The following is a 16,996-nucleotide window of genomic DNA, read 5'->3' as shown; positions in this document are numbered from 1 at the left end:
GATCTTGTTGATTCCCAACCAAAAAGGCGGCCCGATCAGGGCCGCCTTTTCGCATTTAACATCGGTCGCGTTCAGCCGCCATTGCCGCCGATCACGGCGCGCACGGTGTTGTCGGGGCCGAAATCCTCGGCGCTATCGACATAGAGCAGCGCACTCAGCTTCGATCGCGCACGGTTGACGCGGCTCTTGATGGTGCCGACCGCACAGCCGCAGATCGCCGCGGCATCCTCGTAGGAGAAGCCGGAGGCGCCGACCAGGATCAGTGCCTCGCGCTGGTCCTGCGGCAGCTTTTCGAGTGCGGTGCGGAATTCCTCGAACTCCAGGTGAGCGGTCTGCGACGGCTGGCTCTTCAGCGTCTTGGCATAGTTGCCCTCGGCGTCCTCCACCTCGCGCCGCCGCTTCCGGTAGTCGGAGCGAAACAGGTTGCGAAGGATGGTGAACAGCCACGCGGGCAGGTTCGAGCCAGGCTGGAACGAGTCGATATTGGCGATCGCGCGCAGCAGGGTCTCCTGCACCAGATCGTCGGCGCGGTCACCATTACCGGACAGCGAGATCGCGAACGCGCGCAGGCTCGGGACCGACGCAAGAATGTCGTCGCGAAGTTCATTCGTGAGAGGCATTAGTCCCCTCCATTGTTCTTGTCGGTATCACCACCCCCGGCGACGGCCGCCGCGGCAGCCTCGGGTCCGTCGAGTTTGCGGATCAGCTCCGCAAAGCGGTCGGGCACCCCCTGTCGCACCACGTCGTCGTACATGGCGCGAAGCTGGTGGCCGATTCTCGATTGAATCTCGGCGTTGAGACCGCCCTGCTTCTTTACTTCCTTCATGATGTGATCCACGCTTCCCCGGGAGTTAAGTCTCTGATTTCCAAGATGTTTCCTCGAAATTAGAGGCTGGCCGCGTTGCCTCGTCGGTCACGAGCTAATGCAAAGTTGCGCAGAAAGTTCCGGAAGGCTGGAACTATTTCGTGGAACTTTTTCGTCGTTCACGCGTAATCGGGGATGCAGGGGAACCGGGGGGGCCTCGAAATGGATGCGCCGCCCCCGGACAACGGGTTTCAGGCCGGCAGGCCTCACGAACAAGATGGAGTGGGAATGTCCCGATCGCAGATCGTTGCCGAACACCTTCCGCTGCTGCGCCGCTATGCCCGCGCACTGACCGGAAACCAGGCGTCGGGGGACGCCTATGTCGGGGCCATGCTCGAGGCCTTGTTGCAGGACGGATCGTTGCTGGACCAGGCGCACGGCCCGCGCGCCGGCCTGTTTCGGCTGTTCACCCAGATCTGGAATTCAGTGTCGGTGAACAATGACAATGCCGACGTGGCGACGCTGTCGCTGCCGCCGGAGCGCCGGCTTTCCAACATCACGCCGCTGCCCCGCCAGGCCTTCCTGCTGCTGTCGCTGGAGGGCTTTTCGGAGGAGGAGGTCGGCTACATTCTAGGCACCGACATCGCCGAGACGCGCAAGCTCACCGATGCCGCCGGCCGCGAGATGGCCGCCGAGATCGCCACCGACGTTCTGATCATCGAGGACGAGACCTTCATCGCCATGGACCTCGAGAGCCTGGTGAAGAATCTCGGTCACAACGTGATCGGCGTCGCGCGCACGCACTCCGATGCGGTTGCGCTCGCCAAGAACAAGAAGCCGGGCCTGATCCTCGCCGACATCCAGCTCGCCGACGGCTCGTCGGGCCTCGATGCGGTGAACGAGCTGCTGCGGACCTTCGAGGTGCCGGTGGTGTTCATCACCGCCTATCCCGAACGCTTCCTGACCGGCGAGCGGCCGGAGCCGGCATTCCTGATCTCGAAGCCGTTCCAGCCGGCCATGGTGTCGGCGGTGGCGAGCCAGGCGCTGTTCTTCCAGCGCAACTCGCGCAACCGTACACCGCGCGCGGCGTCGGCATGAAGTTCTGAAGCTGGTCGACTGATCCGGCGCATCGCAAGGTGCGCCGGATTTTTCTAGGGTGGCCTGCTATTTCGGTGTGACGCGGACCGGCATCGCGCTGAGCGCCCGCAGGCCCGAGCTGTCGCGGAAGGCTGTGGGGCCCGCAATGTCGAACTGCTTAACGCGGGCCGCGAGCGCTGCGATCACGGCCTCCGCCTCCAGCCGCGCCACCATCTGCCCGACGCAGCCGTGGATGCCGACGCCGAACCCCATGTGCCCGGACAACCGCCGTCTGACGTCGAACTGGTCGGCATGCTCCCAGCGCGTCTCGTCGCGGTTGGCGGAGGCGAGCCGCAGGAGCACCTTCTCGTGCTTGCCGATCCCAACGCCTGCGATCTCGGTGTCATGCGGCGTGGTGCGGAACACGAACGGCGCCGGTGAATCGAAGCGCAGCGTCTCGTCGAACGCCGCGCGCGACAGCGACGGATCGGCCGCGAGTAGCGCCCATTGATCGGGATGGCGCGCGAGCGTGTACAGCGCCATGCCGATCGCGCTGATCGTGGTGTCGAGCCCGGCCGAGAGCAGCGAACGCACCAGCAGCGGCGCTTCCTCCGCGCTGATCTCGCCGGCGTCGGCCGCCTCGTAGACCTGCGCGCCAAAGCTGCCCGGGCGCAGCGCCTCGCGCTGACAGCGTGCCGCGACCCAGGGCAGCACGCGGGGCGCTTCTTTCATCAGGTCGCGAAAATAGTCGTTCTCGGGTCCGAAGCCGGCGAACACCATCGCGCCATAGGTCAGGAAATTCTCGCGGCCTTCCTGGTCGATGCCGAGCGCGTCGGGAAACACGCTGACCGGAAATACCTCGGCGATGTCCTTGATCGCGTCGAACGATCCGCGCGCGACCAGCCCGTCGACCAGCCGTGCCGCCATCGCCTTGAAGTCATCCGCGAGCCGACGCATTGCGCCGGGCGAGAGGATGCGCGCCAGCACCGCGCGGGTCCGGGTGTGCAGCGGCGGATCGGCTTCCAGCACGATGCTCGGCGGCCGCCACGGCTTTTCCTTGAAGTGGTTGGCAAGCCCGGCGCCGCCGGCGTTGCTGAAGTTGAGATGGTCTCCGAAGATCGTCTTGACCTCGGCAAAGCGCGGCACCGCCCAGATGTCGTATTTGGTCAGGCGAATGACCGGCGCCGCGGCGCGCAGCTCCGCGTAGGTGCCGTAGGGATCGGCCCGCGTCGCAGGGCTGAACGGATCGAAATCGCTGCGGACAACCTCGCCGGCGAGGGGGCTCGCAAGGGCGCTCATTGCATCCTCCCGTCTTATGATCAATTAATTGACCATAGTCAATTAACTCGGCTATGGCAAGGGGAGCCTCGTTTCGATTCCATCGGAACGGAAAAGGCTCTAGGAAACGGCGATGTCGATCGAGGAGCGATCCAGCAAAGGCGGGCGGCGCTTTCAGCGCCGGGCACGGCAGGAGGCCGACAAGGAGGCGTTGAAGGCGCTGATCCTCGATACCGCGCGCAAGGAATTCGCCGCCGGCACGCTCGAGACCGTCTCGATCCAGAAGATCGCCGACGCGATCGGCTACTCCAAGGGCACCGTCCTCAAATATTATCCGACCAAGCTGCTGCTGCTGCTCGCTGTGAAGCAACAGAACCTCGAGGCGGTGGCCGAACAGCTCCAACGGGTCCGCGCGCAGACCGCCGACAGCGATCTCAGGCTGCGGCGCGTGATGGAAACCTATCTCGACTATTGGGCCGACAATCCCGATCACTTCCGTTCGCTGTTCTCGATGTCGGGAACGGTCGAGGACCGCCGCTTTCCCGACGGCGTCTATTTCGGCGAGACCGAGATCGCGCGCCGCAGCTACGAGCTGTTCGTCACGTCGGTGCGGGAATTCCTGGCGGCACATGGCGCCGAACCGCCGTCGGGCCTTCCGCAGCGGCTGGCGACTGCGCTGCTTGCGGCTGTGCATGGCGTGGTCGCACTTACGCTCGGCACGCCTACCATGAAACTGCCCGACATGCGCGGCACCGGCCGCCTCCTGATCGCGAGCCTGATCGATGCCTGGGCGAGCAAGCTTGCCGCCGCGCGGAAAAGCGAGGGCTGGCCGCGGATCACGATCGGCTCCTTCGCCTGACCAAGTGGTATTCGAAGGTACACGCTGGATCGTTCTCGCGTGCCACGCGCCCCGGCATGCGCAATGCGCTGTGGAATCACGCCTGTCTGCCTGCTAAGCGCGGCCCATGGACACGACTCAACGCGACAGAACAGTCGGTTTTCTCTGCCTGGTCATCACGGCGTTCGGCTGGGCCCTGAACTGGCCGCTGATGAAGCTGTTGCTGCAGCAATGGCCGCCGCTGTTCGCCCGCGGGCTCGCCGGCACCTGCGCGGCGGTGATCCTGGGCACGCTGGCGCTGGCCCGCGGCCAGTCGCTGACCGTGCCGCGCGAGGCGATCCCGCGGCTGTTGTTCGCCTCCTTCACCAATGTCTTCGCCTGGATGGGCTTTGGCACCATCGCGATGAAATTCGTCACCGTCGGCGAGGGCGCGCTGTTGGCCTACACGATGCCGATCTGGGCGATGCTGTTCGCCTGGCCGGTGCTGCACAGCCGTCCGACCTTGCGGGACCTCGCCGCGCTGGTGCTCGGCGTCGCCGGCGTTGCACTATTGCTTGGCGGCAATGGCTTTGCCTTCAGCGCCGGCAAGCTCACCGGAATTGCGCTGGCGCTCGCCTGCGCCATCCTCTTTGCGCTCGGCAATGTGCTGAACCGCAAGCCGCTGCCGATGCCGCCGCTCGCGGTGGTCGCCTGGCAGGTCGGCATCGGCTGTCTCGTGATGCTGTTGCTCGGCATTCTCTTCGAGCACCCGAACTACGCCGCGATCACGCCGTTCGGCCTCGGCTGCTTCGCCTACATGACGCTGATGCCGATGGGCATCTGCTACCTCACCTGGTTCGAGACGCTGCGCCGCCTGCCGCCGACATCGGCGTCGACCGGCATGCTGCTGGTACCTGTCATCGGCGTGGTGTCGGCGGCGATCATCCTCGGTGAGCCCTTGGGCCTGCGCGAGATCGGCGCCATGGCGCTGACGCTCGGCGGCGTGACGCTGGCGCTGCAGCGGGCCTGAGCGCACGGCGGACGGAACCGACGTTCGCGAGGCGCGTTCTCCCCAAAAGGGAGCTTGGCCATGCGAAAGGCAATCGCGCGGCTTGATGCGGAGCAGAAGGCGCAGCTGCTTTATCTCGCGGATCTCGGCACGGCGATGTTCTCGTCGGCGCTCGTGGTCTCGATCCTGAAGGGGATTGTGGACCTCTTCGTCGCGGCTTGAGCCGCGACAGTCCTGCGCGCCAACGCGCCGCTATTCCTCTTGCGGTGCGTCCCCTTGGGTGTGCCCGTCCGGCCCCCGATTAAACACCCCATACTCGCTCGATTTGACCCCGGCTCCCCCATCGATGCCGTTGCCGGCCAGACCGAGCTTGAGCAGCTCGCGAACCGCCGCAGCACGGGTCGGCATGCGGTGCTTGAATCGGAAATCGTCGAGGGCAGCCAATTCCTCGGGTGACAACATGACTTGAAGACGTTCAGCGCGAAGCTCATTCATCGCAAATCGCCCAGAATTAGTTAGTTGAGTAATTTGCTAAACGAACCAAGTTGCGGCGGGTTCCTCAAGCCCCTAAAAAAACATCAATTGAGTATGTTTATCAAGTGATATCAATGACTTAGACAAAAGATTGAGGAACGATCCGGGGGCCTCTCCGTTGTCTCGCGGGAGTGATGCCATGACCAACCACGTCAAATTGCCCCGCAAGCTATCCGAGGAGCCGGAAGCCCCTGAACCGCGGCGTCCGAGCCACGCACAGGTCATCGATCAACTGGACCGCTGGGCCAACAGTCCCGGTCTGCAACCGCCAAGGGTGAGTGATGAAGACGATTCAGAAGCGGAAGCGATCTGAACCCCACACCTTCGAGCAGCGCCTCGACGAGCACCGGGTGCGGCTTGAAAGCCGGCTCGCGCAGCTGCCGCGCGGCGCCGAACGCGAGCAGGTTGCTGCGCGCATCGAGCAGCTGCGGACCGCCGTCGAGCTGAACGCGATGCTGTCGATGAGCGAGTGAACCAACAGCGAAGCGGCGGGATGGTTACTTGCTCCCGCCGCGCCGCTCGCCTACCATTCCCACGTTGATGGGGATGGAGTCCCCCGATAACCGCCGCAAGGCTGATGACTCCTACCGGGCGCGAGAGCGTCGGTAGGAGCATGCGCCACCGCCGACCCGCTACGCGCCCCCCGCGAACGAGAAGGGGCAGAGCATGACGGGTCTTCCTGGGTCACTCTCAATCGCATTGTCGCTGGTCGGGTCGATCTGGCTCGTCGGCGTCGTCGCCCTGTTGGTCGGCGCGCCGGGCGAGCTGGTCGCCGCGACCTTCGTTGTCGGGCTTGTGGCAGGCATCGTCGAGTGGCGGGGCGGAAAGGTGAGGCATTGAACGTTCAATTGTTGGCGGCGGTCGCGATCGGCGGCTCGCTGGGGTCGGTCGCGCGCTATCTGGTGGCGATCGGCGCGGGGCGCCTGGTCGGCACGGAATTTCCCTGGGGCACGCTGGTGATCAATATCGTGGGCTCGTTCCTGATCGGCGTCTTCGCGGAATCCTTCGCGTTGAGCTGGAATGTCAGCCAGGCGACGCGGGTGTTTCTCACCGTCGGCATCTGCGGCGGCTTCACCACCTTCTCGACCTTCTCGCTCGATGCCATCGTGCTGATGCAGCGGGGCGAGTTATGGTCGGCCGGCGCCTACATCGCAGCCTCCGTCGCGTTCTCGATCCTCGCGCTGTTCGGCGGCCTGCTGCTGGTCAGGGCGTTCGCGGCCTAACCAGCCGCCCTGCCGTTCCAGAAAAGTGAAGGGCTGGAGGTATTGCCTGCCGCCCGGAATCCTTGGCGCGCCCGGGGCCAGCCGGTAGTATGGAACCCGGATGATGGTCAGCGGACAAGGGAAAGAGCGGGGATGAAGCATGTCGACGTCGCGGTGATTGCTGCCACGCTGTGGCTGCTGGCGTCGATGGTGCTGGACATCCTGACGCCGAAGTCGATTACCGCCTTGATGATCGCTGCCGCGCTTGCCCCGCCGTTCCTGATCGGGATCGGCATCCATTTCGCGCGCGAATATTTCAAGGCCAAGCGGCGCAGCTACTCGCCGCCGCAGGGACGGACGCTTCAGGACCTGAGCGGGGCAGGGCTGCAAGAAGGGCCGCACGAGCCGCATTGAACTGCGCAAATGGCTTGCTAAGCTCGCGCCATGACCGAGCATCTTCCCGATACGATCAGCCGCCTCTACACTGTTGCAGGCGAATATGTCGACAGCGACCATCCTGCCGTCGCAGCGTTCGCCCGCGCCGCCGTGCCGGCTGACGCCAGCGCGCGCGAAAGAGCGAGCCGGCTCTACACCGCGGTGCGCGACGGCATCCGCTACAATCCCTATGTCAGCATGCGCTCGCCGGAGAGCTTCCGCGCCTCCAGCGTGCTCGCCGCCGGCAACGGCTATTGCGTCGGCAAGGCGGCGCTCTATGCGGCGGCCTGCCGGGTCCACGGCATCCCGGCCCGGGTCGGCTTCGCTGATGTCCGCAACCACCTGACCACCGAGAAGCTGCGACAGAGCATGGGCTCGGACCTGTTCACTTGGCACGGCTTCACCGAAGTGTTCGTCGACGGCGCCTGGCGCAAGGCGACCCCGACCTTCAACGACACGCTGTGCGCCAAGCTCGGCGTCAAGCCGCTCGATTTCGACGGCCATTCCGATGCGCTGCTGCATCCCTTCGACGGCGCCGGGCGCGCCTACATGCAGTATGTCAACGACCACGGCACGTATCACGACGTTCCCGCCAAATTCCTGATGCGCGAGATGGCGCGCGACTACGCCAACATGCAGGGTGAAGACATGTCCAGCCGCGACATGGAGCGGGAAGCGGCGGAGCAGTGAGGCTGTGCGCGCGCCGCGGCGGGCGGCTGCGCTGACGGGATTTGTCTTCGTCGATTGTGCCGGCTGAGGGGGCGGTGTCATGGATGCGGAGTTGCCGAAAGCTCCGGTCGGCCGTCCGGCCACGGGCTGGGAGGACGCGGTCGCGCTGACCGGCTTCATCCTGGTCGCGGTCGGGCAGGCCTCCAACCAGGTGCTGGCGCGCGGCCTTGCCGGCTCGGTGCCGCCGTTCTCGCTGGCCTTCTTTCGCTGGAGCATCATCGCGATCGGGCTGGCGCCGTTTGCGATCGCGGCTGTCAGGGACGGCAAGATCCCGCTGGCACAGAATCTCTGGCCGATCTTCGCCGCGGGCTTCCTCGGCATGTTCCTGTGCGGCGGCCCGGTCTACATCGCGGGCATCACGACGACCGCAATCCATATCGCGCTGATCTTCGCGCTGTCGCCGATCATGGTGCTGCTGATTTCGGCCGCGCTCGGCATCGAGCATATCGGGCCGCTGCAATGGCTCGGCACCGGGCTCGCGCTGGCCGGCGCGCTGTTGATCGTCTCCGGCGGCCATCTGGAAACGCTGACGCAGTCGAGCGCGGCCTGGGGCGATCTGCTGGTGGTGGTCGCGATGCTCGGCTGGTCCGGCTACACGCTGATGCAGTCGCGCGTCGCGTCGCGCGCCTCGCTGCTGGCGCGGGTCAGCCTGTTCTCGGCGGCCGGCGCGCTGTGCTCGCTGCCGCCGGCGCTCCGGGAGATGTGGGCCACGCCGGCGGAGGTCTTCAACGCCAGGGCGTTCGAGGCCTATGTCTTCGCCGGCCTCGTGCCCGGCCTGATCGCCTATGCCGGCTTTGCCTGGCTCGGCGCAAGGTTCGGCTCGGTGCGGACGTCGCTCGTGCTCTACGTCGCGCCGATCGCCAGCGCGCTGTTGTCGTGGATCATCCTCGGCGAGCCACCGAAGCTGATCCATTTGATCGGCGGCCTTTTGATTCTCGGCGGCGTCTGGGCCAGCCTGCGCAAGTAGAGCCAGTTCCCTCCAGTGCAACCTTTTCCGGCCTCGTGCGTTGAATCCAGCGTTGATTCAAGAGCTTAGTTGGAGGCCATATGAATTTGACTCCCCAGCAGCGGAAGGCCCGCAACGAGTTGCGTCAGCAAGAGGCGTCGGAGGCGATAAAGGAGCATCGCGCCAGCGAGAAGGCTTTTTACGAGAATTTCAAGCGGCTCAAGGCCGAGCGGCAGGCGCGCGAAGCCGCGCAGTTCCAGACGAAGACGCAAGCTGCTTCAAAATAAATCTGGGAACGTCACCCCCATTGTCCGGATTGCCCGGACGTTACCGGCCGAAAAGGAGTGGAAGCGATCTGAAGGGGCAATCGAGTTCGCCCCAATGACGAGATGAAATCTCCAGCCCATGGAGGGACGTCCGATGTATTTTGCCGACAGCAAGACGGTGACCTGCAAATGCGGCGAGCCCCTGAGCGAGCTGATGCTCGTCGACGACCAGACGACGGGAATCAAGTTTCACGTCGGTCGTTGCCTGTCCTGCCGTGAAGTGACGGTCGTTCGTTCCCAGGACATGCCGGCAAACGACAACGCCTAGTCAGGCGGTCCTCTCGCCAGTGAGGGGATCAGCCCTCGGCGCCTCACTCCAAATGCAACCGGTGAGTGAAATGCTGGCTGACGCCCCGTCCGCAGCTCACCGCAAAAAAGAGCAGGGCGCGACCGGCATCACCACGGTCGCGCCCTACGTCGCCGGTCAATGGGGCAGGGGGAATAACCGGCTCTTGCAATGACTCGCGAACCCCCGGACTCGTTCCCTGCGCGTGAAAATATTTTCGTACACGGTTAAGTGATGGCCGGACGCGAGAACTCCACAGGTTCCGCTCGCGTTGTGTCCGTGATCGCCAAGGGAAACTTCCATGGGGCGAGGGACATCACCATGCCAAAGATTCAAAAGGGAATTTTCGCTGCGTTGGCGGGCGGATTGACGCTTGGCGCGGTGCAGCTCGCATCCGGCCACGATCTCATTGGAACTCAGAAGGTCACCACCGCACTGGCGCCGGAGAGCGCGGTCAATCGCACCGCCAAGACCGACCGCGCCGCGGTTCCATCAAGCGGCCTGCCGAGCAGGACCGTCGCGCTGAAGGTCGATCGGCTTCCCGAGACGTCGGTGCTGGTCCGCGTTCCCGTGGCGCGGGAAGAGGCTCGCAATCGCCCCACAGCGCCCGCCCGGGCCCGGCCCGGCGACACCCGCAAGGTGGCTTGTGAGCCCGTGGTTAGCGTTTTGACCGAAGTGGCCAAGCTGCTGCAGCCCGGCCGCTGCGTGACCTGAGAACGGTGCTCCGCGATCTCAACTAGAAGCTCCGCGATCTCAACAGGCACAGCTGTCATCGCCCGGCTTGACCGGGCGATCCAGTATTCCAGAGGCAGTCGTGATTGAGCCGATGGGCTGCGGCGTACTGGATCGCCCGGTCAAGCCGGGCGATGACACCGGTTGTTCCCGTACGAGGCGTCACTCCTCCTCCGGCTGACCGCTAGCGGCGGCGCTGCGGCTGGCCATCAGGCCGAGCGCGAGGCCACCGACCGCCAGGATCGGGATCAACCGCTTCACGCCGATCGCCCGGATGATCTGCAGGCCGGTGGCGACCACAACAGGGTCGGCAAACACATTGGCCGCGGCTGCCTTTGCCGCCTTCTCCGCACGCTGGCGTGCCTCGCGCTTACGCACGATGTAAACGCTGGCGGCGACCAGCGTGACGACCAGGAACACTGCGGCGCCGGACAGGCACGCCTCCACCGGGCCGTAGTGCTGCAGTACGAAGACAAAGGCGGCCGCGCAAAGGAAGGCGATGGTGATGGACAGCGCGATCGCGGCAGCGGCGGCAAGCGACGTCAGGCGCAACGCGCTGCCGGTGGATTCCTTGACGTCATTGATCAGCCGCTGAAGCATTGCCAAACCTTGCCTTCAATCTCGCCTTGAAAAGCGCATCGACAAACGAGGCGGCGGCGCGCCAGCGCTGCCATCGCGTCCAGAGGGGAGGTTTGCGGATGACCGCCTCCACAGGCCTCATTCGAGAAGATCCGTTAGCGGCGCCAGGCGACGCCGATCAGAAAGCCGAGACCGAGCGCCAGGCCGACGGTCGCCAGCGGCCGCTGCGTGATCATGTCTTCTAGCGATTCCTCGATCGAAGAGGCCGCGTCCTGCGCCGCGCCCATCATCGCGCTGCCGCGCTCCGACATGTCGTCGAGCGTCGATTCCGCATTGGCGCGCGCATCCTTGTAGTGGCGGCGCGCCTGCTTGCCCGCGTTGTTGGCGAACGAGTTGAGCGCGTCAGTGATTTGTTCGGTGAGGGCTGCGATATCGTTCTTCACGGCGGTGACATCCTTTTCCAGGCGTTCGTAGGTCGCTTTGTCCGTCATGTTCTTGATCCCAAATGCGTTGTCCGTGCTCGACATCGAAAGCTCCCGGAGAATTCGCGTGTTGTAAGGAAAAACGCCCCGCAGCAGGCAAAGTTCCAGATGCGAAACTTGGCCTGTTCGCTCGACAGGTGTTCGCGACGCAAGCCGGTGCCTGCCTCGCTTGAAAACGCTTTCTATTCCTCGGGCAGCTGCGGCGAATTGTCCGGCATCAAATGCTCTTTCACGATCAACGCCACGATCAATAGCGGCGACGACAGAAAGGCGCCCATCGGGCCCCACAGCCAGGTCCAGAACGCGAGCGCGAGAAAGACTGCGAGCGCATTCAGCGACAGCCTGCGGCCGACGATCATCGGCGTGACAAAATGCCCTTCCATAAAGGTCACGGCCGCAAAGCAGGCCGCCGCGATCAGCCCGGCGCCGATGGTCGGGGTGGCGATGATGCCGACCACGACCAGCACCACGAACATCGCGACCGGGCCGATGATTGGAATGAAGTTCAGCGTCGCGGCGAGTGCGCCGAGCCCGGCCGGATTGGGCATGCCGGTTGCCGCGCAGATCGCACCGGTGACGATGCCGACGCCGACATTGATCATGGTCACCGTCAGCAGGTAATTGCCGAGATGGGTCTCGATCTCGTTGAGGATGCGCAGCGTGCGCAGCCGCGCCGCGCGTTCGCTGAAGTTCATCACCAGCGCACGGCGCAGGTCCTTCCAGCTCGCGATGAACAGGATCAGGGTCGCGATGAACAGCAGGAATTCGGCAAAGGTCGGCGACAGGAATTCCAGCGTCGGCTGCACCCATTCGAATTTCGGCAGCTGCAGGCTGGCAAGCGTATCGGAGCCGCCGAGCATGCTCTGCAATTCCTGCCACAGCGCGAGCGGCCGGTCGAACACATGCAGCTTCTCCCTCAGGATCGCGCCGAGCTCGGGCAGCCGCGAGCTCCATTCCATTAGGGGCGCGGAAATCAACCCGACCATGAAGCTGACGGTCGCGCCGACCGCGATCACCAATAACACTGCGCCGAGCGGGCGCGGGATCCGGTAGCGTTCAAGCAGGTTCGCCGCCGGAGACAGCATGGTGCCGACAATGAAGGCCATCGTGATCGGCAGGAAGAACGCGCGCGCCAGATAGAGCACGGCCACCACGACGATCACCAGCAGCGCGACCAGCGCGAACGCGACGACCTCGGCGCGGCTGATCATCGGCGGCAGTTCGGCCTTGCTGTCGGGGAAGGGCGTGCCTTCGGGCGGATTGCCAAGCAGACGTTCACCCGGAAACGCGCGCACCAGTTTCCTCCCGCACGAAGGCAAAACGAATTTCGCGCTGCGAGGTCACCCCGCGCGTCCAATGGCGCCTGACAACGGCCCGCGCCGGCAAAGGTTCCATCGCGGGTTCGTGACGGCCGGCGGGTTGACAATCTCGGGCTTGCGATGATTCGCGCCGGAACCGTCTGACGGCCGCGTGCGTTGAACTGGCGTAGCATCACCACGATGCGCATCCCGTCCAGGGGCAGCACATGACACAGCAGTCTCTCTCCAGCCGCCGGCTTGCGTCGCGCGCCGCGCGCAACCTTGCCTTCGCCAGCGTCCTGTTCGTGACGCCGTTCGTTGTCACCACCTCGGCCAGCGCGCAAGTCCGCTCGTCTGCGCTCGGCTATGCGTCGACGCAGCCGGGTGCATTTCCATCCGACGAGGTGATGAACGATCCCTCGAGCGGGGCCAGCGAGGGCGGCGCGCTGCCGGAGCGGCTGCGCCGCACCACCGTCGCGCTCAACACGACGGAAGCGCCCGGCACCATCATCATCGATACCGGCAACACCGCGCTCTATTACGTGCTCGGTGGCGGCCGGGCGATCCGTTACGGCGTCGGCGTTGGCCGCGAGGGCTTTACCTGGGCCGGCGTCCAGACCATCAGCCGCAAGGCCGAATGGCCGGATTGGCATCCGCCGGCCGAGATGATCAAGCGCCAGCCCTATCTTCCGCGCTTCATGGCCGGCGGCCCGGGCAATCCGCTCGGCGCACGCGCGATGTATCTCGGCTCCAGCGAGTACCGCATCCACGGCACCAACGATCCGTCGACCATCGGCAAGTACGTGTCGTCGGGCTGCATCCGGCTGACCAATGAGGATGTCTCCGACCTGTTCAGCCGGGTCGATGTCGGCACCAAAGTCGTGGTGTTGCCGAAGAACGCGCCGCATCTCGCCGCCCGCGAGCTCGGCCCGACCACGACGCAGATCTCGGTCCGGCCGGCACCGGTGCAGCCGCGGCCCGCGGTGATGACGCTGCCCTCAGGCCGCCAGGCGATGAACATTCCGACCGCTTCCTCGTTGTACTGAGGATCGGCGTTGTATGAGGGGCGGTGATGGTGAAGCGATATTCCAGGCGGTGGGCGTTCGGGACGGCGGCGTTGCTCGGCCTGTCCCTTGCGCCCGCGGCGCAAGCCCAGGACTTCTTCTCGCAACTGTTCGGCGGCTTCATGCAGGGCCGTCCGCCGGTGATCCGGGTCCCGTTCGACGACGGCCCGGCGCCTGTCGCGCCGCGGGCCGAGCGTCGCGCGCGCTATGACGGCGGTCAGGCTTACTGCGTGCGGACCTGCGACGGCCGCTATTTCCCGCTGGCAGCGACCGGCAATCAGAGCAAGGCGGAGAGCTGCAACAGTTTCTGCCCGGCGAGCGCGACCGAAGTGGTCTATGGCGGCAATATCGACAACGCCGCGACGGAGGACGGCAAGCCCTATTCCGAGCTGCCGAACGCGTTCCGCTATCGTGACCAGATCGTCGCGGGCTGCACCTGCAACGGCAAGGATCCGGTCGGCCTGGCCGCGGTGAAGATCGAGGACGATCCGACCTTGCGCAAGGGCGACATCGTCGCCGGCAAGGACGGGCTGATGTCGGTCGGCCGCGCGGACCGGCGCGGGGCATCTCTCAACTTCACGCCGGCGCCGGATCGCATCCGCGCCAAATATCAGCGTCCGGCGGTGCTGGCGCGCGAGTAGCGCCACTTGCACGAGGCGGCCCACTTTCGGTTCCGTGATCCGGAACCGGGCTCCGTCTCGCACGTTAGCAACGGGCGAACAGCACATTTACCGATGCCATCAGGGGGCCCCGCATGCTCGTCGGCGTACTCGTCACCTTCCTTGTCATTATTCTCGTTCTTTATCTCATCAACATGCTGCCGCTCGACGGCCGCGCCAAGCAGATCGCGCGCGTCGTCGTCATCATCATCGGCATCGTCTCGCTGCTGAAATATTTGGCGGTGTTCTAGACTGAGTTCGTCATTGCGAGGAGCGAAGCGACGAAGCAATCCATGCCTCCACAAGTGGTGAGATGGATTGCTTCGCTTCGCTCGCAATGACGCCTGCGGCACCGCCAACGCCCAACAAAAAGCCCCGGCTCATCGCCGGGGCTTTTGCTTCTCGTCGCGACTCGCCGATCAACCGGCGGCCTTGGCCTCGCGGCGGCGCGCGGTGAGGATGTATTCGGTGTAGCCGTTCGGCTGCGTACGGCCCTCGAAGATCAGGTCGCAGGCGGCCTTGAAGGCGACACCGTCGAACGACGGCGCCATCGGCTTGTAGAGGGAATCGCCGGCGTTCTGCTTGTCGACCACGACGGCCATGCGCTTCAGCGACTCCATCACCTGATCTTTGGTGATGACGCCCTGATGCAGCCAGTTCGCCAGATGCTGGCTCGAGATGCGCAGCGTGGCGCGGTCTTCCATCAGGCCGACGTCGTGGATATCCGGCACCTTGGAGCAGCCGACGCCCTGGTCGATCCAGCGCACCACGTAGCCCAATATGCCCTGGCAGTTGTTGTCGATCTCCTGCTTGACATCGTCGGGCGCCCAGTTCGACTGCGACACCGGAATGGTGAGGATGTCGGAGAGCTTTGCGCGCGGCCCGCCCTTGGCGAGCTCCTGCTGCCGGGCTGTTACGTTGACCTGGTGATAGTGCAGGGCGTGCAGCGTGGCCGCGGTCGGCGACGGCACCCAGGCGGTGGTGGCGCCGGCCTGCGGATGGCCGATCTTCTGCACCAGCATGTCGGCCATCTTATCGGGCGCGGCCCACATGCCCTTGCCGATCTGGGCATGGCCGGGCAGGCCGTCGACCAGGCCGTTGTCAACGTTCCAGTCCTCATAGGCCTTGATCCAGGGCTGCGCCTTCATGTCGTTCTTGCGGATCATCGGACCCGCTTCCATCGAGGTGTGGATCTCGTCGCCGGTGCGGTCGAGGAAGCCGGTGTTGATGAACATGATGCGCTTGGAGGCGCGCTGGATGCAGGCCTTGAGATTGACAGTGGTGCGGCGCTCCTCGTCCATGATGCCGACCTTCAGCGTGTTCTCGGGCAGCGAGAGCATCTTCTCGACCTCGGCGAACAGGTCGCAGGTCAGCGTCACCTCGTCGGGGCCGTGCATCTTCGGCTTGACGATATAGACCGAGCCGGTGCGGCTGTTCTTGACCTTGGAATTGCCCTTGATGTCGTGGATCGCGAGCAGGCCGGCGACCGCGGCATCCAGCAGGCCTTCCGGAATCTCCTCGCCCTTGGCGTCGAGCACCGCGTCGGTGAACATGTGGTGGCCGACATTGCGCATCAGCAGCAGGCTGCGGCCGTGCAGCTTCAGCTCGCTGCCATCGGGCTTCTTGTAGACGCGGTCGGCATTGAGCGAACGGGTCAACGTCTTGCCGCCCTTGTCGAAATCGGCCGACAGCGTGCCGTTCATCAGGCCGAGCGTGTTGCGATAGACCAGCACCTTGTCCTCGGCGTCGACGGCGGCGACCGAGTCTTCCATGTCGAGAATGGTGGAAACAGCCGATTCCAGGATCATGTCGGCGACGCCGGCCGGATCATCCTTGCCGATGATGTTGCTGCGGTCGATCTTGATCTCGACATGCATGCCGTTGTTGACGAGCAAGATCGCGGAAGGCTGGGCCGCATCGCCCTGATAGCCGGCGAACTGGGCGCCGTCCTTCAGCGCGGTTGAATTGCCGCTCTTCAGCTTGGCCGACAGCTGGCCGGCGATCACGCTGTAGGAGGTCACATCGGTATGGCTTGCGGTCGCAAGCGGCGCTGATGCGTCAAGGAAGGCCTTTGCCTTCGCGATCACCTTGTCGCCGCGGGCCTTGTTGTAGCCGCGGCCAGCTTCGCTCGGATCGTGCGGGATGGCGTCGGTGCCGTAGAAGGCGTCGTACAGCGAACCCCAGCGCGCGTTGGCGGCGTTCAGCGCATAGCGGGCGTTGGTCAGCGGCACCACGAGCTGCGGGCCGCAGATCTTGCCGATTTCCTCATCGACATTGGATGTCTCGACCTTGTGGGTCGCGGGCTCCGGCAGCAGGTAGCCGATGTCCTTCAGGAACGCGGTGTAGGCGTTGATGTCGAACGCCTTGCCCTTGTGGGCGCGGTGCCAGTCGTCGATCTTGGCCTGCAGCGTGTCGCGGACCGCGAGCAGCTCGCGGTTCTTCGGTCCGAGCTTCTGGATGATGGCGGCAAGTCCGGCCCAGAACGCGTCGGGAGCGATCCCGGCCTTGGGCGTCGCCTCCTTGGCGATGAAATCGAACAGGACAGGGGCGATCTTCAATCCATGGGCATCGACACGAGTCATGATGGGCTTTCTCAAAGAAACGGGCGTTTTAGGAGCTGTTTTCGAAAGAAATCAGCAAAAAACGCGCCAAAGGGCCGCGTTCACGGCCCTTTTAGCCCTAAAGTCCCGGCTCTGAGAAGGCCCCTTTGTTGCCGCGCATGACGCCGTCATGCCCCG

Annotated in this window: 25 protein-coding genes and 1 riboswitch; of the genes, 17 read left to right on the top strand and 8 right to left on the bottom strand. The window is 64.8% G+C overall.

Annotation, left to right across the window (positions count from 1 at the left end; all coding sequences use genetic code 11):
- Positions 1 to 71: 71 nt before the first annotated feature.
- Together G6P99_RS43660 and G6P99_RS43655 are read right to left on the bottom strand one after the other, a co-directional pair.
- Positions 72 to 620: a sigma-70 family RNA polymerase sigma factor gene (locus G6P99_RS43660; protein WP_029077729.1), complete on the bottom strand. Its 549-nt coding sequence runs from the start codon at positions 618 to 620 to the stop codon at positions 72 to 74.
- On the bottom strand, positions 620 to 826 hold the full coding sequence (locus G6P99_RS43655) for a NepR family anti-sigma factor (protein ID WP_029077728.1): 207 nt from the start codon (positions 824 to 826) through the stop codon (positions 620 to 622). The genes G6P99_RS43660 and G6P99_RS43655 overlap by 1 nt, the downstream gene beginning before the upstream one ends.
- Before the next feature lie 267 nt (positions 827 to 1,093).
- On the opposite strand from G6P99_RS43655, the gene G6P99_RS43650 reads away from it, so the two are divergent.
- Positions 1,094 to 1,903 (top strand): response regulator, encoded by an 810-nt coding sequence (locus G6P99_RS43650; protein ID WP_029077727.1) that lies wholly within the window; start codon positions 1,094 to 1,096, stop codon positions 1,901 to 1,903.
- 66 nt (positions 1,904 to 1,969) lie between these two features.
- Here the strand turns inward: G6P99_RS43650 and G6P99_RS43645 are convergent, their stop codons facing one another.
- Positions 1,970 to 3,181, bottom strand: coding sequence for a cytochrome P450 (locus tag G6P99_RS43645; RefSeq protein WP_029077726.1), 1,212 nt, complete (start codon positions 3,179 to 3,181; stop codon positions 1,970 to 1,972).
- A 112-nt stretch (positions 3,182 to 3,293) separates the two neighbouring features.
- On the opposite strand from G6P99_RS43645, the gene G6P99_RS43640 reads away from it, so the two are divergent.
- From G6P99_RS43640 to G6P99_RS43630, 3 genes are all read left to right on the top strand, one after another.
- The gene (locus tag G6P99_RS43640; protein ID WP_029077725.1) at positions 3,294 to 4,019 is read left to right on the top strand and encodes a TetR/AcrR family transcriptional regulator; all 726 of its coding nucleotides are present in this window, start codon (positions 3,294 to 3,296) and stop codon (positions 4,017 to 4,019) included.
- Between the two features lie 106 nt (positions 4,020 to 4,125).
- Complete coding sequence (locus G6P99_RS43635; RefSeq protein WP_029077724.1) at positions 4,126 to 5,007, top strand: DMT family transporter; 882 nt, start codon at positions 4,126 to 4,128, stop codon at positions 5,005 to 5,007.
- Positions 5,008 to 5,067: 60 nt separating this feature from the next.
- Positions 5,068 to 5,208 (top strand): hypothetical protein, encoded by a 141-nt coding sequence (locus G6P99_RS43630; protein WP_156928304.1) that lies wholly within the window; start codon positions 5,068 to 5,070, stop codon positions 5,206 to 5,208.
- A 30-nt stretch (positions 5,209 to 5,238) separates the two neighbouring features.
- On the opposite strand, the gene G6P99_RS43625 is transcribed toward G6P99_RS43630, so the two are convergent.
- Positions 5,239 to 5,481 (bottom strand): hypothetical protein, encoded by a 243-nt coding sequence (locus tag G6P99_RS43625; RefSeq protein ID WP_029077723.1) that lies wholly within the window; start codon positions 5,479 to 5,481, stop codon positions 5,239 to 5,241.
- 178 nt (positions 5,482 to 5,659) lie between these two features.
- On the opposite strand from G6P99_RS43625, the gene G6P99_RS43620 reads away from it, so the two are divergent.
- The 10 genes from G6P99_RS43620 to G6P99_RS43575 all read left to right on the top strand — a co-directional run bounded on the left by G6P99_RS43620 (position 5,660) and on the right by G6P99_RS43575 (position 10,158).
- Positions 5,660 to 5,833 carry a hypothetical protein gene (locus G6P99_RS43620; RefSeq protein WP_165126504.1) on the top strand — a complete coding sequence of 58 codons (174 nt, stop codon included), beginning with the start codon at positions 5,660 to 5,662 and terminating at the stop codon, positions 5,831 to 5,833.
- Positions 5,802 to 5,993 (top strand): hypothetical protein, encoded by a 192-nt coding sequence (locus tag G6P99_RS43615; protein ID WP_035975807.1) that lies wholly within the window; start codon positions 5,802 to 5,804, stop codon positions 5,991 to 5,993. Before G6P99_RS43620 ends, G6P99_RS43615 begins: the two co-directional genes overlap by 32 nt.
- 60 nt (positions 5,994 to 6,053) lie before the next feature.
- Positions 6,054 to 6,114: riboswitch (Fluoride riboswitch) on the top strand.
- Between the two features lie 72 nt (positions 6,115 to 6,186).
- Positions 6,187 to 6,360 carry a hypothetical protein gene (locus G6P99_RS43610; protein WP_165123012.1) on the top strand — a complete coding sequence of 58 codons (174 nt, stop codon included), beginning with the start codon at positions 6,187 to 6,189 and terminating at the stop codon, positions 6,358 to 6,360.
- A complete protein-coding gene (gene crcB, locus G6P99_RS43605) occupies positions 6,357 to 6,743 on the top strand; it encodes a fluoride efflux transporter CrcB (RefSeq protein WP_029077722.1) in 387 nt (128 codons plus the stop codon). The genes G6P99_RS43610 and crcB overlap by 4 nt, the downstream gene beginning before the upstream one ends.
- A 132-nt stretch (positions 6,744 to 6,875) precedes the next feature.
- Complete coding sequence (locus G6P99_RS43600) at positions 6,876 to 7,136, top strand: hypothetical protein (protein WP_035975804.1); 261 nt, start codon at positions 6,876 to 6,878, stop codon at positions 7,134 to 7,136.
- 30 nt (positions 7,137 to 7,166) lie between these two features.
- The gene (locus G6P99_RS43595) at positions 7,167 to 7,847 is read left to right on the top strand and encodes a transglutaminase-like domain-containing protein (RefSeq protein WP_029077721.1); all 681 of its coding nucleotides are present in this window, start codon (positions 7,167 to 7,169) and stop codon (positions 7,845 to 7,847) included.
- A 79-nt stretch (positions 7,848 to 7,926) separates the two neighbouring features.
- Entirely contained in the window at positions 7,927 to 8,853 is a 927-nt protein-coding gene (locus G6P99_RS43590; protein ID WP_029077720.1) for a DMT family transporter, read from the top strand.
- Between the two features lie 80 nt (positions 8,854 to 8,933).
- Entirely contained in the window at positions 8,934 to 9,119 is a 186-nt protein-coding gene (locus G6P99_RS43585; protein WP_029077719.1) for a hypothetical protein, read from the top strand.
- A 133-nt stretch (positions 9,120 to 9,252) separates the two neighbouring features.
- Entirely contained in the window at positions 9,253 to 9,426 is a 174-nt protein-coding gene (locus G6P99_RS43580; RefSeq protein WP_165126501.1) for a hypothetical protein, read from the top strand.
- 339 nt (positions 9,427 to 9,765) lie between these two features.
- Complete coding sequence (locus tag G6P99_RS43575; RefSeq protein WP_165126498.1) at positions 9,766 to 10,158, top strand: hypothetical protein; 393 nt, start codon at positions 9,766 to 9,768, stop codon at positions 10,156 to 10,158.
- A gap of 180 nt (positions 10,159 to 10,338) precedes the next feature.
- Here the strand turns inward: G6P99_RS43575 and G6P99_RS43570 are convergent, their stop codons facing one another.
- The 3 genes from G6P99_RS43570 to G6P99_RS43560 all read right to left on the bottom strand — a co-directional run bounded on the left by G6P99_RS43570 (position 10,339) and on the right by G6P99_RS43560 (position 12,532).
- A complete protein-coding gene (locus G6P99_RS43570) occupies positions 10,339 to 10,776 on the bottom strand; it encodes a hypothetical protein (protein ID WP_029077717.1) in 438 nt (145 codons plus the stop codon).
- Positions 10,777 to 10,910: 134 nt separating this feature from the next.
- Positions 10,911 to 11,282 (bottom strand): DUF883 family protein, encoded by a 372-nt coding sequence (locus G6P99_RS43565; protein WP_029077716.1) that lies wholly within the window; start codon positions 11,280 to 11,282, stop codon positions 10,911 to 10,913.
- A gap of 137 nt (positions 11,283 to 11,419) precedes the next feature.
- Positions 11,420 to 12,532: an AI-2E family transporter gene (locus tag G6P99_RS43560; RefSeq protein WP_029077715.1), complete on the bottom strand. Its 1,113-nt coding sequence runs from the start codon at positions 12,530 to 12,532 to the stop codon at positions 11,420 to 11,422.
- A 230-nt stretch (positions 12,533 to 12,762) separates the two neighbouring features.
- Between G6P99_RS43560 and G6P99_RS43555 the strand changes: the two genes are divergently transcribed.
- From G6P99_RS43555 to G6P99_RS43545, 3 genes are all read left to right on the top strand, one after another.
- Positions 12,763 to 13,581, top strand: coding sequence for a L,D-transpeptidase (locus G6P99_RS43555; RefSeq protein WP_029077714.1), 819 nt, complete (start codon positions 12,763 to 12,765; stop codon positions 13,579 to 13,581).
- Positions 13,582 to 13,607: 26 nt separating this feature from the next.
- Positions 13,608 to 14,240 carry a DUF2865 domain-containing protein gene (locus G6P99_RS43550; RefSeq protein WP_029077713.1) on the top strand — a complete coding sequence of 211 codons (633 nt, stop codon included), beginning with the start codon at positions 13,608 to 13,610 and terminating at the stop codon, positions 14,238 to 14,240.
- Positions 14,241 to 14,353: 113 nt separating this feature from the next.
- Positions 14,354 to 14,509, top strand: coding sequence for a Thivi_2564 family membrane protein (locus G6P99_RS43545; protein ID WP_021076357.1), 156 nt, complete (start codon positions 14,354 to 14,356; stop codon positions 14,507 to 14,509).
- Positions 14,510 to 14,677: 168 nt separating this feature from the next.
- On the opposite strand, the gene G6P99_RS43540 is transcribed toward G6P99_RS43545, so the two are convergent.
- Complete coding sequence (locus G6P99_RS43540; protein WP_165126495.1) at positions 14,678 to 16,840, bottom strand: malate synthase G; 2,163 nt, start codon at positions 16,838 to 16,840, stop codon at positions 14,678 to 14,680.
- Positions 16,841 to 16,996 lie beyond the last annotated feature (156 nt).

Source organism: Bradyrhizobium sp. 6(2017) (genome assembly GCF_011058295.2).
Lineage (GTDB): Bacteria > Pseudomonadota > Alphaproteobacteria > Rhizobiales > Xanthobacteraceae > Bradyrhizobium > Bradyrhizobium septentrionale.
Note: the sequence above shows the minus strand (reverse complement) of the source record. Positions and strands in the feature narration are given on the sequence as shown.

Coding starts and splice junctions, on each gene's coding strand:
- G6P99_RS43565 (WP_029077716.1), bottom strand. CDS start 11,282: ATGTCGAGCACGGACAACGCATTTGGGATCAAGAACATGACGGACAAA.
- G6P99_RS43540 (WP_165126495.1), bottom strand. CDS start 16,840: ATGACTCGTGTCGATGCCCATGGATTGAAGATCGCCCCTGTCCTGTTC.
- G6P99_RS43575 (WP_165126498.1), top strand. CDS start 9,766: ATGCCAAAGATTCAAAAGGGAATTTTCGCTGCGTTGGCGGGCGGATTG.
- G6P99_RS43660 (WP_029077729.1), bottom strand. CDS start 620: ATGCCTCTCACGAATGAACTTCGCGACGACATTCTTGCGTCGGTCCCG.
- G6P99_RS43635 (WP_029077724.1), top strand. CDS start 4,126: ATGGACACGACTCAACGCGACAGAACAGTCGGTTTTCTCTGCCTGGTC.
- G6P99_RS43640 (WP_029077725.1), top strand. CDS start 3,294: ATGTCGATCGAGGAGCGATCCAGCAAAGGCGGGCGGCGCTTTCAGCGC.
- G6P99_RS43615 (WP_035975807.1), top strand. CDS start 5,802: ATGAAGACGATTCAGAAGCGGAAGCGATCTGAACCCCACACCTTCGAG.
- G6P99_RS43620 (WP_165126504.1), top strand. CDS start 5,660: ATGACCAACCACGTCAAATTGCCCCGCAAGCTATCCGAGGAGCCGGAA.
- G6P99_RS43600 (WP_035975804.1), top strand. CDS start 6,876: ATGAAGCATGTCGACGTCGCGGTGATTGCTGCCACGCTGTGGCTGCTG.
- G6P99_RS43555 (WP_029077714.1), top strand. CDS start 12,763: ATGACACAGCAGTCTCTCTCCAGCCGCCGGCTTGCGTCGCGCGCCGCG.
- G6P99_RS43625 (WP_029077723.1), bottom strand. CDS start 5,481: ATGAATGAGCTTCGCGCTGAACGTCTTCAAGTCATGTTGTCACCCGAG.
- G6P99_RS43630 (WP_156928304.1), top strand. CDS start 5,068: ATGCGAAAGGCAATCGCGCGGCTTGATGCGGAGCAGAAGGCGCAGCTG.
- G6P99_RS43580 (WP_165126501.1), top strand. CDS start 9,253: ATGTATTTTGCCGACAGCAAGACGGTGACCTGCAAATGCGGCGAGCCC.
- G6P99_RS43645 (WP_029077726.1), bottom strand. CDS start 3,181: ATGAGCGCCCTTGCGAGCCCCCTCGCCGGCGAGGTTGTCCGCAGCGAT.
- G6P99_RS43570 (WP_029077717.1), bottom strand. CDS start 10,776: ATGCTTCAGCGGCTGATCAATGACGTCAAGGAATCCACCGGCAGCGCG.
- G6P99_RS43590 (WP_029077720.1), top strand. CDS start 7,927: ATGGATGCGGAGTTGCCGAAAGCTCCGGTCGGCCGTCCGGCCACGGGC.
- G6P99_RS43595 (WP_029077721.1), top strand. CDS start 7,167: ATGACCGAGCATCTTCCCGATACGATCAGCCGCCTCTACACTGTTGCA.
- G6P99_RS43650 (WP_029077727.1), top strand. CDS start 1,094: ATGTCCCGATCGCAGATCGTTGCCGAACACCTTCCGCTGCTGCGCCGC.
- G6P99_RS43545 (WP_021076357.1), top strand. CDS start 14,354: ATGCTCGTCGGCGTACTCGTCACCTTCCTTGTCATTATTCTCGTTCTT.
- G6P99_RS43585 (WP_029077719.1), top strand. CDS start 8,934: ATGAATTTGACTCCCCAGCAGCGGAAGGCCCGCAACGAGTTGCGTCAG.
- G6P99_RS43655 (WP_029077728.1), bottom strand. CDS start 826: ATGAAGGAAGTAAAGAAGCAGGGCGGTCTCAACGCCGAGATTCAATCG.
- G6P99_RS43610 (WP_165123012.1), top strand. CDS start 6,187: ATGACGGGTCTTCCTGGGTCACTCTCAATCGCATTGTCGCTGGTCGGG.
- G6P99_RS43550 (WP_029077713.1), top strand. CDS start 13,608: ATGGTGAAGCGATATTCCAGGCGGTGGGCGTTCGGGACGGCGGCGTTG.